Annotated in this window: 12 protein-coding genes; 7 read left to right on the top strand and 5 right to left on the bottom strand. The window is 44.7% G+C overall.

Features of this window, described 5'->3' with window-relative positions:
• The first annotated feature begins 10 nt into the window (after positions 1 to 10).
• Positions 11 to 1,666, top strand: a complete 1,656-nt coding sequence (locus OV592_RS16960) for a trypsin-like serine protease (RefSeq protein WP_406609399.1) — start codon at positions 11 to 13, stop codon at positions 1,664 to 1,666.
• Between the two features lie 13 nt (positions 1,667 to 1,679).
• Here OV592_RS16960 and OV592_RS16955 read toward each other — a convergent pair whose 3' ends face one another.
• Positions 1,680 to 1,955 carry a DUF3634 family protein gene (locus OV592_RS16955; protein WP_016400432.1) on the bottom strand — a complete coding sequence of 92 codons (276 nt, stop codon included), beginning with the start codon at positions 1,953 to 1,955 and terminating at the stop codon, positions 1,680 to 1,682.
• A gap of 243 nt (positions 1,956 to 2,198) precedes the next feature.
• Here OV592_RS16955 and OV592_RS16950 point away from each other — a divergent pair, with 243 nt between their 5' ends.
• Together OV592_RS16950 and OV592_RS16945 are read left to right on the top strand one after the other, a co-directional pair.
• Positions 2,199 to 2,636, top strand: coding sequence for a DUF4399 domain-containing protein (locus OV592_RS16950; RefSeq protein ID WP_016400431.1), 438 nt, complete (start codon positions 2,199 to 2,201; stop codon positions 2,634 to 2,636).
• Between the two features lie 524 nt (positions 2,637 to 3,160).
• Positions 3,161 to 4,066 (top strand): endonuclease/exonuclease/phosphatase family protein, encoded by a 906-nt coding sequence (locus OV592_RS16945; protein WP_406609398.1) that lies wholly within the window; start codon positions 3,161 to 3,163, stop codon positions 4,064 to 4,066.
• On the opposite strand, the gene OV592_RS16940 is transcribed toward OV592_RS16945, so the two are convergent.
• Both OV592_RS16940 and OV592_RS16935 read right to left on the bottom strand, forming a co-directional pair.
• Positions 4,063 to 4,206 (bottom strand): hypothetical protein, encoded by a 144-nt coding sequence (locus OV592_RS16940; RefSeq protein WP_406609397.1) that lies wholly within the window; start codon positions 4,204 to 4,206, stop codon positions 4,063 to 4,065. The genes OV592_RS16945 and OV592_RS16940 overlap by 4 nt on opposite strands.
• A gap of 56 nt (positions 4,207 to 4,262) precedes the next feature.
• Positions 4,263 to 5,558, bottom strand: coding sequence for an ABC1 kinase family protein (locus OV592_RS16935; protein ID WP_406609396.1), 1,296 nt, complete (start codon positions 5,556 to 5,558; stop codon positions 4,263 to 4,265).
• 270 nt (positions 5,559 to 5,828) lie between these two features.
• On the opposite strand from OV592_RS16935, the gene OV592_RS16930 reads away from it, so the two are divergent.
• Positions 5,829 to 6,485, top strand: coding sequence for a hypothetical protein (locus OV592_RS16930; RefSeq protein WP_406609395.1), 657 nt, complete (start codon positions 5,829 to 5,831; stop codon positions 6,483 to 6,485).
• A gap of 112 nt (positions 6,486 to 6,597) precedes the next feature.
• Here OV592_RS16930 and OV592_RS16925 read toward each other — a convergent pair whose 3' ends face one another.
• Entirely contained in the window at positions 6,598 to 7,551 is a 954-nt protein-coding gene (locus OV592_RS16925) for a response regulator (protein WP_220720467.1), read from the bottom strand.
• 191 nt (positions 7,552 to 7,742) lie between these two features.
• Between OV592_RS16925 and OV592_RS16920 the strand changes: the two genes are divergently transcribed.
• The 3 genes from OV592_RS16920 (at position 7,743) to OV592_RS16910 (ending at position 11,626) form a co-directional block, all read left to right on the top strand.
• Complete coding sequence (locus OV592_RS16920; protein WP_016400425.1) at positions 7,743 to 8,108, top strand: 5-carboxymethyl-2-hydroxymuconate Delta-isomerase; 366 nt, start codon at positions 7,743 to 7,745, stop codon at positions 8,106 to 8,108.
• Between the two features lie 277 nt (positions 8,109 to 8,385).
• A complete protein-coding gene (locus OV592_RS16915; RefSeq protein ID WP_406609394.1) occupies positions 8,386 to 9,330 on the top strand; it encodes a formate dehydrogenase accessory sulfurtransferase FdhD in 945 nt (314 codons plus the stop codon).
• The gene (locus tag OV592_RS16910) at positions 9,320 to 11,626 is read left to right on the top strand and encodes an FdhF/YdeP family oxidoreductase (RefSeq protein ID WP_406609393.1); all 2,307 of its coding nucleotides are present in this window, start codon (positions 9,320 to 9,322) and stop codon (positions 11,624 to 11,626) included. The genes OV592_RS16915 and OV592_RS16910 overlap by 11 nt, the downstream gene beginning before the upstream one ends.
• Here OV592_RS16910 and OV592_RS16905 read toward each other — a convergent pair.
• The gene (locus tag OV592_RS16905) at positions 11,623 to 13,410 is read right to left on the bottom strand and encodes a putative bifunctional diguanylate cyclase/phosphodiesterase (RefSeq protein WP_406609392.1); all 1,788 of its coding nucleotides are present in this window, start codon (positions 13,408 to 13,410) and stop codon (positions 11,623 to 11,625) included. The genes OV592_RS16910 and OV592_RS16905 overlap by 4 nt on opposite strands.
• Between the last annotated feature and the right edge of the window lie 444 nt (positions 13,411 to 13,854).

The following is a 13,854-nucleotide window of genomic DNA, read 5'->3' as shown; positions in this document are numbered from 1 at the left end:
GGATGGGAAAGTGAGCATAAGGATTTGGTTTGGGCTAATTTTAAGCCTGTTTGTCGGTAGTGCAAATGCCGTTGTTGGTGGAGAGCAAGAGGCCGATAAAGATTGGCCAAGTGTGGTTTCGCTGCGATATTTTACTGGGCTTGGAAGCCTTGAGACTCACCAATGTGGCGGAGCTTATATCGGCCGGGGTTTGATTGTAAGTGCTGCACACTGTGTAGCTCTTGCTCCTGCAACACGTGCTTATGCTTGTATGGGAGGCAGTGGCACTGCAGCAAAGAATAATTGTTACCCTCTCGCTAAAAGCGTTATCCATCCTCAATATGTGGCTGGCAGCTATGATAAAGATATTGCTGTTTATCAAATGGCAAGTTATCCCGAAAACTATCCAGCGGTTCGATTGATTAGTGAAGCTGAAAATCTACAGTTACAAGCAGGAGAAAACTTAAAAATACTAGGCTTGGGTTCTACAGCCTATGAAAGCTATCAGCCCGCTTATCAGTTGCAAGGGGCTATATCCCCAATAGCAGATATCGATACCTGTAATAACCAAATTGCTGCGGATGTTCCGCATGCCATCGCAGATGAGGACTTTATCTGTTCTGGAAAGCGGACTAAAGGACCTGCCCCTGGCGATAGTGGAACGCCTGCATTTGTGTTTGTTGATGGTGAGGAGGTATATGCTGGTTTAGTGTCGCATGGCTATAACTACATGGGGTTATTCACCCGAATAGGACGCTACTTGGATTGGATTAAGGCGACGCAACTGGAGTTGCTTGGTCCTCTTGATTTTGCAAAAGAAGAAATCTGGCATATCCAAGATCCATATCAAAGCCAGCCTTTAAGCATAAACCTAAAAAATACCAGTGATTCGACAATTGAGCTAAGCGATTTTGACGTGGGCTCTGAGCACTTCAGTATTGTTGATACAAATGAATGTAGCGTGCTAGAAGTAAGTGCGAGTTGTCAGTTGAAGCTGGATGTATTGCTTAACGAAGCTAGTCACGCAGCAGCAGAGCTAACGTTTAACTTGGCTGATGAAGCCCTCACTATTGATCTCTTAGTATTACCGCAAATGCCTTCTGAATTGCTAGCTGTATACGATACTCCGTTTGATGTGTGGAATGTTAGTGGATTGCAGCAATGGAGCAGTTTGCTTGATGAAGGAATTGCTTTCGAATCTGGTAATGAGCAAGTGCGCCAGTATTTAATAGGCGATATTGAAGGCCCTGGGCAGTTGGCTTTGGATGTTTTCCTTGGCAGCTATAGTGGCTCTGGTTCTTTATCCATAAGTGTTGATGAGCATTCTAAATATCAGTTAAGTGGAGATTGTAAGGCTGAACTAGCAGTCGATATACCCGAAGGGGTTCACTCGGTTAAAATTGCTTATCAAGCTGATGCAGCTACTACGACTCAGGTTAATACTAACTCCAGTGTGGGTGCAAAAATGAGCCCTAGCGAGAGGCATTTATATACCCAAATCATGAGACTAGAGTTTGAAGAGGGAGCTAATAAGTCTAGTTCTATAGATTGTGATTTCACCTCAAAATTGGCAGACGAGCTGGTGAACAACAGCCAACCAGCAGCGGAGTCTGGTGGAGGTAGTATTGGCTTTGCCGGTTTAGCTCTGCTGTCTCTTGCTTGGCTTCGCAGAAAACAATTAGCGTAATTTCGAACGTCGCTTAGCGGCGCTTTAAACTGCCATCGTTACTCGGTGTTGGATTAGGTCGCCAAACATTACGTAAGCGCTGTAAGATGTGCTCGGGAATCTCTTTTGAGCACTCTAGGTTTATTTGACGACCTCGGCGCATCCCGTAGATTTTGCCTTTAATTGCTTGGGCGCTGCGCTGTACCAGCTTAATTTCTCGAATAAAATACTCTGGTACTTGTCCCTTACTTACTTCTACTCGAATACCATCTACTTTAATTACAAATTGTGCACTGATCGCTTTTAACATCTTCACCTACTACTGCTAACTTACCCATCTAGTTAGATTTTTAATCATAAAATAATACGTACTCATTTGCTATTTAGCTTAACTGAACGCGCTAGATACTTTTACAAAACCTGAAGTTTGCTTAGCGCATTAATCAAATACTTTCGTTCTGGCTAACTCGAACTTGCAGCTTAGCTAAATTGCTTAGTAAAAGCTTAGTTACTACCTTTAAAGCTCTCTTGTTAAAAACTTAGGGTAATGAATATGGGTAATTTAACACGTGGTAAGTCATTTGTTTATTTAGCTTTACTTACAGCAGTACTCTTTGCTCCGCTGACTTGGGCGCAAACTAAAGCCCCTGAGGGCGCTAGCGTATACATCATTTCTCCTGCTAACGGCGCGGTGGTGAGCAATCCAGTTACGGTGAGTTTTGGACTTAAGGGGATGGGCGTAGCGCCAGCAGGAATTGATAAGGCTAATACCGGGCATCATCATCTACTGATTGATGTGTCTGAGCTTCCTGCGCTCGATATGCCCGTTCCAGCCGATGCTCAACATATACACTTTGGTGGCGGACAAACCGAAACCACTATTGAGTTAGCACCGGGTGAACATACCTTACAGTTGCTGTTAGGTGATATGACCCACATCCCTCATTCTCCGCCAATTCTATCTGAGAAAATAACCATAACCGTGAAATAAGCTTCTCACTGATTAGTTAATCAAGCACAGTGCTGGGGGCTTATCTTTCGAGCTGATTTTTGCAGCCACAAATGCTGCTCGAAGGGTTCGGCTAAAATTGTTTTTTGCTTTGTTAAGCCGTATTTACCTAGAATGCTAGGCTACACCCGCCTTGCCGCGCCTAAAACGATTTTCTCGCGAACAAAATCTTTTCGCGAAAGGTAAACTGCCCCTAGATAAAATAGGGGCTTTACTAGGGGCTGTTGATCTTTGCTGATGGTTTTTGCAGCAATTAATTAGCCATTTAGGCAAGGCAGTGAGTGTGCAGTTAAGTGGGCTTAATAATCACTCGCTAACGCTGAATAAATGGCTAAGAAATGCTGCCCGAAGGGTTCGGATAAGCGGACTTTACTCTTTGTTAAGCACTTCTTGCTTAGCCCACTAGGCTTCTAAGTGCTCGCCGCGATTAAAGCCCGCTTATCTCGAACAAAATTTCAACACCAAAGATCAACAGACCCTAAGGAGTAGGCATTAAAATTCTCAGTTTGAATCTACTTAATTACTTAGCTCCTCCCTATGCGGCGTATGAGTTCGACAATATTTTGGACTCGCAACAATGGCAGCAAAAGCAAGCTTGGTTAAGTAGAATAGTTGCCTTAGCTGATGCCGATGTGATGGCTTTTCAGGAAGTATTTAGCGCAGAAGCGTTGGCTGAGCAATGTAAAAGCCTTGGCTACCCACACTTTTTATCTACACCCAGTAGCCTCGACGAGTCTAGCTATGTTTACCGCAAACCGGGTTTAGCGCTGGCTAGCAAGTATCCGCTTCGTAGTGGCAGCCTTTATAATCCGAATCACTTGAATACTTTTAGTCGTGCTCCTTTAATTGCAAAAGTTAAGTTGCCAGAAGTAGGCTGGATTAAAGCTTATGTGGTTCATCTCAAATCCAAGCGGCCGATCTTAGATGAAGACCTAGTGGGTGAGCCTAGTGATATTGATGAATACATGGGCCGCTGGCAGTCCGATACCTTGCGAGCACAGGAAGTAAGTCTATTGATGCAGGATATCTTAAGTTGTCGTAAACATAAGCTCGAGGCAGTAATGATGCTGGGAGACTTTAATGATGACCTATCTCAAGGTGCTCTTAGCCATGTATTCGACTTGCCTTTAGTGCAGCATGATGAAATTGAACAACACTGGCGAATGCATGACAGTTTCACCTTAAGCCAAACTGACCAGCCACGTTCCGCAACGCATTATTGGGGCGGACAAGGTAGTGTATTAGATTACATTTTGCTATCTGGAGAGTTTTCTCCTGATTATCAACAGCAGTTGGCAGAGGTAGTGGCTTATCGCTGTTTTGACCGCCATCTCACCCACGCAGATTACTCTGTAGACAGCCAAGCCAGTGACCACGCAGCGGTAATGATTGAACTGAGCGCAAGGGCTTAATGCTCTAGCCGATAAGGCTTAAATAGCTGTTGTAAGTTTATTTTGGCGTTTAGTCGGCTTGCCAGTAAATACATGCCACCAATTTTTCGCTGTATTAACAGCACGTCGATGGGGGCTGGGGGATAACTGCCAGTGGGCATGAGTTTGACCAAGCTTATGTCTATTAGGCTGTGATTATTGACCGGAGCGCAAGAGCTTAGTGCTCTAACCGGTAAGGCTCAAACAGCTGCTGTAAGTTTACTTTGGCGTTTAGCCTGCTTGCCAGTAAATACATGCCACCTATTTTTCGGTGGATTAACAGCACGTCGATAGGCGGAGTGTGCCAATAGTCATGTTCATAACTAAGTGCCATGCCTGCTTCGCGTAGTTCTTTAGCTAGCGGTGAGTTTGCAAAGTTGTAGTCGCCAGGGTACTTAAGCGGTTGTATCACCATCTGCAGCATACTGTTTAGGGTGGTTATTTGGCGTTCGGTACTGTTTGAGTTAACAAAACCGAGTTGTTCTAAGGCGCTTACATCTAGAGTAAATGGCTGTGCCAATGCGCTACTCAGTAACTTGCGATAACCCTGGCTAATGTGTGGGGGTATTTGCCGAGTCGCGCCAAAGTCTAACAAAACAATTTTATTTGATTGCGTTGAATACAGGTAGTTGGCAAAGTTGGGATCGGTTTGCATTAGGCCAAACTCAAACAGCTCCATCATCAACAATTTGAATAAGTTATGCATGACTTGGTCACGTAATGCCTGAGGTTGCTGCTGTAATTGATCTATAGCTTCTCCTTCATGATGACTCATGGTGAGAATGTTACTGGTACTTAAATGGCCAATTAGCTCTGGTAATTCAAATTCTGAATGCTTAGCGAGTTTAGCTTGATATTGGCGCAGGTATTCGGCTTCTTGAAGGTAATCAGCTTCTTGGTGAAGCTGTAGTTTGGCGTCTTGAAGAATTTGCTGATAATCAAACTGCTTGGGCAATATACCGCTGATATTGAGCAGGCTTACAACGTTGTCAACATCACTGTCGATGCTGCCTTTAACGCCAGGATATTGAATTTTAATCGCGACTCTTTGTTGTTCGGATAAGTAAGCACTGTGTACTTGTCCAATAGAAGCTGCAGCTATTGGCTGTAAAGAAAACTGTTTAAATTGTTGCTGCCAGTTTTCTCCCCACTCATTGAGCAATACTTGGCTAAGCTGACCAATTGGCATTGGGTCGGCATCTGCGCGCAAACGCGCTAATAGCTCACTCACTTCTTTAGGAAGCATCTCTCCAGCATCCATCGACATAAGTTGACCTACCTTCATGGCTGCACCACGAAGTTTTGCCAGCTGATCGGCCACCCGTTTTACATTGTTGGGGGTAAGTAGTATTTCATTTAGTTTTGGGCGTTTGCCTGCTGCTAATTGGGCGGCGCCTTCTGCTAGCATGCCTCCTGCTACACGCGAGGCTAAAGACCCTAGTTTTCCTAAGCGAGCAATGCGCGAACTGGGCACTTTAGAGGCTTTATTGTTATCTGAGTGGCTGATAATGGTTTATCCCTAATGGTAGGTTACTGCTTAAGTTTACGTCGAAAAGGTGTTTATGGATCTATATCTACCGTATTGATTCCACGTTGTTATTTAGCTGCCTTTTCAATTTACTAATGCATTCATGGTTTATTAAGTCATTACTATTCAAAGCTTTATGTTGATTATTATAACTTGGCTCGTTGCTTGCTCTATCCCAATTAAATGGTGTTATTTGCAACTTGCAAGAGAGGCTTTATGAGAACCCTATTGATGTTTATATACTGCTTACCCTTGGTAAGCCAAGCTGGAATTATTAGCAACGGCAGTTTTGAACAAAATGATGTTCGTTATGGTGGCTGGAGTTTTTTTGCCAGCGAGGATGTAGTTGGTTGGCAGGGACACAATATCGAAATTTGGGATAACTTGTTCAATATTCAAGCGGCGCATGGGCAACAGTTTATTGAGCTAAACGCACACTGTTCTGGCAAAGGCAAAAAGGCCTGCCAACCCGGCAAGTACCATATTTACCAAGATTTTGTTACCGAACCTGGAGCGAAATATCGTTTTGGTTTGGACTATCGTGCACGCACTAACAAACCAGAGGCCTTTACTGTGAGCATTCAAGATAGCAGTGGCAGCGAGGTATTTGAACAAGTTATTGATGATCATGACGCCAGCTCTTGGCGACACTTTTATGGTGACTTTGTTGCAAGCGATTCCTTATCACGGATCCGTTTCGACTCTATGGTAAATGGTTCGTTGGGTAACCTTATCGACAATGTATATGTAGAAGTTATTCCGCTTAGTGGTTTTAGCGCAGCGGCTTTTTCAGTATCAGAGCCAGTGACAATTGTGCTGTTCATTTTTGCCTTGGCGCTGCTTATTGTCACCAGAAAACCTAAGCAATCCTAAACCGAGCATAGCTGTATTTAATCAGCAGCTAGTGCATCGACGATTGGTGGTAACAACAATGAAGGGGAGACTAATGTCTCCCCTTTTATTGATTAGCTAAGTGGTTAAAGCATTAACGCTTTAGGTAGGCTTGCAATAACTCACCACCGGTTGCGGCATTTAACGGTTTGAAAATAAATCCTTGAATGCCTTGCTCTTGGCAGGCGTCAACCACATTGCTGTCGGTGACCGAAGAGAGCATTACGATGGGGGTTTGTTTATCCAGTTGGCGCATTTGGCCCAGTGCTTTGTCGCCATTCAAGCGATTCATTACCACATCCATAAACACAAATTCGGGTTTATGCTCGGTTAATGCGGCTACTGCACTGTCGCCGTCATCTGCTTCAATAACGTTGTTATAACCAATGCCAGCAAGAATGCGTTTCATGGCTTTGCGGATCAATGGGCTGTCATCCACTGTCATAATTAGCGCATCTTTAGCTAAGGTTTCACCGGTGGTAGGTGGAGCAACAATACAAGCGTCAGAATTGAAAACCGCTTCTTGGTAGTCGTTTTGTTGATTAAGCTCGCGTACTAACAAGTTAAAGTAATAGCGGCCAACACCTTCTACATGCACTGGCACAGTAACAATTTGCTGTACGCCTTCTAAGTAACGGCTCATATCGGCTAAATCAAGAGCAACATGGGGGCTGGCAAACTCAAAGCCCAAGTTGTGTTTTTGTAGAATATGGGTAGCCCGACCCACAATGGTATTGCCCCATTCTTCAAGGGCTGCAACTAGGTCGTCATCTAAGCTTTCGCTGCTACTTGCTTCTCCTACTAAGGATTGTTGCACTGCTTGACCAATTGCTACGGCGGTTTCTTGATAGTGGTGCATGAGTACCACGCCATCTAGCTGGCCTTGCATGTCAGAACAAACGGCATAACCTTTAAAGCGGAAGTCTTCAACATTATCGATAAATGGTTCATCGGCGCGGCCATCAAGGCCGGTCATTAGCTTAAGGCTCTGTAAAGATTCTTGGATGAAAGGATGAAGAATAATTTTATGAATGGTTTCTACTGTCATAATTTTCCTTTTTAATAGACTTAAGCTGAATTGGCTTACTCTTCCTAGAGTATTTGTCATATCTTTGATTGCGAGAAACCACTCTAGGCAAGAAGCTATAGCGATTCAAGCAGTCTGATCAAATGTGCGATCCCTGACCAATAATGGCGAGGATTGAGTTAATGGAATACAACACAGATTAAGGAATCCCCATGCCACACTGCGTAATAGAATGCCCTGCTGATTTAGCCCGCATAGTCAATTTTGATGTTTTGGTGGAAGCGGTACACGATGCGGCCGATGCTAGTGGCCTGTTTTCACCTGGTGATGTAAAAGCGCGCTTAGTGTTAGCCAACCACTATCGAGTAGGTGGTAAGCGAGCCCCTTATGTACATACCGAAGTGCAAATTCTAAGTGGCCGTAGTGAGCTACAAAAGAAAGCCTTAGCCACTGATATTGCCCGCGCTGTATGTGAGTTATTGCCCAGTGTCGACATGATTTCAGTGGAAGTACGTGATATCGCTGTTCAAGCCTATGCTAATCGTGCGAGTTTAACGACCTTGAGTGAGGCGGTGTAAACAGCACAGTTTGGAACATCTATAAGCAAAGTTCTGGCCTTGCGCCAGGCTTTTGATTAGGCTGAATATTCGGCAATAACTGCCGAGAGTTGTTATGCCAATTACACTAAGTAAGTGACCAGAAATAACGCAGAAAAATACTTGAGAATAAAGCAGGATTTTTCGATAAGTGCTTATTCTACAATCAAAAATTCTAATGCAGTTATCAAGTATTTTAGCCAGATAGAATGAACAGTTACTTAGTACGATTGGTATTACCCCTTTAAGTAGGAGCGAAATGCTAAAGCCTAAGCAGCAACATTCGAATCTTGGATTAGCAGTAGTGCAAGAACTTAGTGCTACTGCTAAGGCTAGCTTGCAGACAGGTATTCAGCGCTTTTCTGCTCAAGCTGCGTATTCCACGCAAGTTCAGCATGATTGTTTAGCGATAGAAGAGCCCTTGCAGCTTTCTTTGCAATGGTTTTGCCAACGCACCAACCAATATCAGCAGCGGCCACTTAGCCTTACCATGCGCACACCAGGTAACGACGTGGTCTTGGTTCTGGGCTTTTTGCAAAGCCAAAATATTATAGAGTCACTAAACGACATCGACGATATTCGCTTTGCACAAGGAGCTGCGGCTGCGCAAGTTGAAGATTACAATCACCTAGAAATACAACTCAATCGACAACGCCAATTTGACTGGGCGGCACTAGAGCGTAATTTTGCCAGCTATTCGAGTTGTGGTTTGTGTGGCGCGAGCTCTGTTAAGGCCTTGGCTTTAAACCAGCAGCCTGAATTAAACATGCAAGAAGAGTGGCTAGCCGCATCGCTTATTTATCAGTTGCCTAGCTTGCTGCAAGAACATCAACCCTTGTTTAAGCAAAGTGGTGCGGTGCATGGTGTAGGTGTTTGGGCTGATGGCAAGTTCCTTAGTGTTGCCGAAGATATCGGTAGGCACAATGCATTAGATAAAGCATTAGGCCAATTGCTGTTGGAGTCTCAACAGGCGGCTTGCAGCGTTTTGGTATTAAGCGGTCGAGTGAGTTTTGAATTAATGCAAAAAGCGCTGATTGCCAATATACCGGTAGTGGTGGCGGTTGGAGCTCCTTCTAGCTTAGCATTATCGGTAGCAAAACAATTTAATATCACCTTAATTGGCTTTACTAAAGACAGCCAATTTAATGTTTATCACGCTCCATGGCGAATAAGTAAAGAGGGTGGGTCCCTGCATGAGTCATAAACCTTATCAGGGTGCTGCCGGAGGTTGGGCTGCCTTAGCTAGCACCGCGAAGCATCTCGTAAAAAGCGAAAACGTCGCTAAAAATCTCAGGAATTTGCTCAATACCAATCAAGACCATGGCTTTGACTGCCCCGGTTGTGCGTGGGGTGAAAAGGGACACAAAGCCACTTTTCGCTTTTGTGAAAATGGCGCAAAAGCAGTTAATTGGGAAGCGTCTTCCAAGCGGGTTGGCGCTAGTTTTTTCGCCCAACACTCAGTGCAGTGGCTAGCGAAGCAAAGTGACTACTTTTTGGAGTACCAAGGGCGCCTAGCCGAGCCAGTGGTTTTTGCGCCGGGCAGTGACCATTATCAAGCCATCTCTTGGGATGATGCCTTTACGTTGATAGCCGAGCACCTACATCAGTTAGTCAGCCCCGACCAAGCCGAATTCTATACCTCTGGGCGAGCTAGCAACGAAGCGGCATTTTTATATCAGTTGTTTGTACGCCGTTATGGCACCAACAATTTTCCTGATTGTTCCAATATGTGCCACGAAGCCAGTGGTCATGCGCTTACTGCCAGTATTGGCATAGGCAAGGGCACGGTTACCATTGAAGACTTTGAACTGGCCGATGCGATCTTTTTGTTTGGGCAAAACCCCGGTACTAACCATCCTCGAATGCTCGAAACCTTGGCTCACGCCACGCAACGTGGTGCAAAAGTGGTGGCCTTTAATAATCTTAAAGAGCGCGGCTTAGAGCGCTTTGCCAATCCTCAAAAGCCGGTAGAAATGCTGGGTGGAGCTGCCAGCCCTACAACGAGTCACTATTTTACGCCAAAACTTGGCGGCGATATGGCGGCGGTTCGTGGCATAGTAAAAATACTGTTAGAGCGTCATCAACAAGCTTTACGCCATGGTGATAGCGTGTTTAACCAAGCGTTTATTGAGCAGCACTCGCAGGGAATAGAAGCATACTTAATAGAGGTGGAACAAAGCTCTTGGCAGCATATTGAACAGCAATCAGGGCTTAGCCAAGCGCAGCTAGAAAGTGTTGCTGATATTTATCAGCAGTCGGAGCGAGTCATTATCGCTTGGGCCATGGGAATTACCCAGCATAAACACTCGGTGGCAACAATAAACGAAATCACCAACTTGCAGTTATTGTTTGGCCAAATAGGTAAAGAGGGGGCTGGTGTTTGTCCGGTGCGTGGCCATTCAAATGTGCAAGGTGACCGGACCATGGGCATTAACGAAAAGCCCAACGCTGCATTTCTGAAAAGTATTGAAGATGTGTTTGGCTTTGCCCCACCAAGCAAACCTGGTCACAATGTTGTGCAGGCCATCGAAGCGATGTTAAAGGGCCAGAGCAAAGTATTTATTGGCTTAGGTGGTAATTTGGTGGCTGCAGCACCAGATACCGGCCTAAGCGAGCAAGCGTTAGCGAACTGTGAGCTTACCGTGAGCATTGCCACCAAGCTTAATCGTACTCATGTAACACCGGGGAAATACTCACTTATTTTGCCTTGCCTTGGTCGCACCGATGTCGACATGCAAGCTGCGGGGCCACAAAAAGTAACTGTTGAAGACTCATTCTCTATGGTGCATGCCTCTGCCGGCTTGGTAGATGAAAGTGCCGATGATATGCGCTCTGAGCCGGCGATTATTACCGGCATTGCTAACGCCGTATTAGGGGCATCGCCTATCGACTGGCTAGCTTGCGTGCAAGACTATGACAAGATTCGAGACTATATCGAGCAGACCATTCCAGGATTTGAGCACTTTAATCAACGAATACAGCAGCCAGGTGGTTTCTACCTAGGTAACAGTGCGCGGCGTAGAGAGTGGAATACCGCAACCGCCAAAGCCCAGTTTATTAGTCATCCTCTGCCAGATGATGTTTTACCCGCCGAAGTGCGTGCATTAAGTGAAGACCGAGTATTGGTGTTGCAAACCTTGCGGTCGCATGACCAATACAACACCACCATTTATGGTTTTGAAGACCGTTATCGTGGCATTTATAACGAACGTAAAGTACTACTGATTAACCCTAAAGACATTCAAGCTTTAGGTTTTAAAGAAGGCGCATTGGTGGATATAGAAACGCTTTGGCCTGATACAGTAGAGCGTAAGGTGAGTGGTTTTAAGTTGATTGCCTATGATATTCCTCAGGGCAATGCCGCGGCTTATTTTCCCGAGGCAAACCCTTTGGTGCCGCTAGCTAGCAAAGGTGATTTTAGTGATACGCCAACCTCTAAATCGGTCGCCATTGTGCTAAGTGCATCTAATCAATCTTCAATTGATACTAGGTCTGCTTAAGACTCTGCCAATAATTTAGGAGCTTGCTCTGCGCTAATTAATTGTTCAACTTGGTCAATAGGTAAAGGTTTAGCAAAGTAGTAGCCTTGCAGGTAATCCACCCCAAGGCTTCGCAGGATATTCATTTGGCTTTGGGTTTCTATGCCTTCAGCAACTACCGAGTAGTTTAGGGCTCTGGCCATGTGCATCACCGCAGTAATAATCGCATAGCCATTGGTATCAATACGCTCCACAAAAGAGCGGTCGATTTTAACAATATTTACCGCTAAATCTTGCATGATGGAAAGCGAAGAATAACCAGTACCAAAATCGTCAATAGATACTTTTACTCCTTTGTCTTGCAGCGTTTTAATTTGCTCGGCCAACAAACCAATGTCGCTGGTAAATACCGATTCGGTCATTTCGATGTGCAGCAACTCAGGCGCTAGTTGACTGTGTTGCAGAGCGGCATCCACAATGTCTACAAAGTCATCATTTTCTAATTGGGCCACCGATACATTTACGCAAATGGCTATGGGGTGGCGCTGCGCCCAAGTGCTGGCGGTTTGGCAAGCCTGCTCCAATACCCATTGGCCAATTTTTCGGATTAAACCATATTGCTCGGCAATGCTAATGAACTCATCGGGCGGGATCATCTCATCATTCAAGCGCCAGCGCAGCAGCGCCTCAAAGGAGACTATTTGGCAATCATTAGCGTCAATGATCGGTTGGTAGACCAAATGCAGCTGATTTTTATCTACTGCTTGGCTTAAACCATCTTTTAACAGTAATTCGCGGTGAATTTGTTTTTCTAGTTGGTCAGAAAAAACGCCAACCGTAGAGGGCACTCGTTTTTTCTGGGCGTACATTGCGGTATCGGCAAGACGAATTAGGCTGTGCTCATTTTGTGAATGCTGCGGATAAAGCGCGATGCCCACCGTAGCACCAACTGACAAACGATTATTGGCAAAGGTATATGCTGCAGATAGGGTTTGAATAATCTCTTCTGAACGGCTTATCGCAAGTGATTCATCGCAACCTTCTATAGCAAGTAAAAACTCATCACCACCCCAGCGGCACAGCAGTTGATGATTATGACAAAGGTGTTTTAGGCGCTGCGCAGTGTTATTTAATACTTGGTCTCCAGTATCGTGGCCAATAGCATCGTTAATCTTTTTAAAGCCATCTAAGTCGATAAACAAAACCGCTAAAGACTGTTGCTGTTGTTTGGCTTCTAGTAGGCGAAGCTTTAAGTGCTGCAAAAAGGCAGTGCGATTAAACAAACCGGTGAGGGGGTCTAGGTTAGACAGCTCATAAATGGTGTGGGTACGCCTCTCTACTTTTTCTTCCATGTGATGAACCAGCACTGCATTTTGGTTTTTTAGTAACACGGCTTGGGCGGTAAACTCGGCATTTTTTTTAGCAATCACCACCATAACAATGCCAAATAACACTCCCAGAATACCCAGCATTTGGCGCTCGTAGATACCAGAGAACATTAATCCGACTGAAGGCGGAGCTAGCAAAATAAAGGCATAAGCCATGGCGGTGTATTTGTGCCCAGCCAGCACTGTGGCTGAGCCGCCGGCCATGGCAGAAATAATGATAATGTGAGTGCTTAAATCGATATCACCACTTAGTGGATTAGAAATAACTTTGAGAATATAAACCGACCACATTATAGCGGTAATGTTTGCGCCTAATATGAAACGCCGAATGGCTTTTCTACCGTTAAAAGCCTTATGCTGCTCGCGGTGTTTCCATACTCGCCAATCCAGTAATCGGATAAGTAATAAACTTGTCATTACTACCCACCAGGCGTGTTTAAACTGCTGAGTGCCACTAATATTGAAGGCAAAAACTAAAAAGCTGGACGCGATGATCGAGATTACAATGCCAGAAAACGCGTTGTCGTATAACAGGTTGGCTCTATCTCTTTCGTTGCTCTGTTCTAATTCATTGTTATTGATAAGAATTTCTCTGCTTAAACCTCGTTGAGTGCACTAGCTCGATTGATCGGTATCATTGCTTTGGGTGAGCGTTAACAGCTTACGCTTTTGCTTAGTATTGCAGCAAAATCAGAAGAGTTAGTTGCTTGCAATAAAAGCATAGCTAAGGATCTCTAGAATCTACCAGTTCACAAGTGAATTATGTTTGCGAAACATAGAGCTAGCTTACGTTTTAAAGGTTTTATGCTATTTCTAGCGCTAAAAAGTGCGGCTAGCTTAGCTGAAACGCACTGTTTATTT

The organism is Agarivorans sp. JK6 (assembly GCF_045277145.1).
Classification (GTDB): Bacteria; Pseudomonadota; Gammaproteobacteria; order Enterobacterales; family Celerinatantimonadaceae; genus Agarivorans; species Agarivorans albus.
This window is presented reverse-complemented; position numbering and strand designations above follow the sequence as displayed.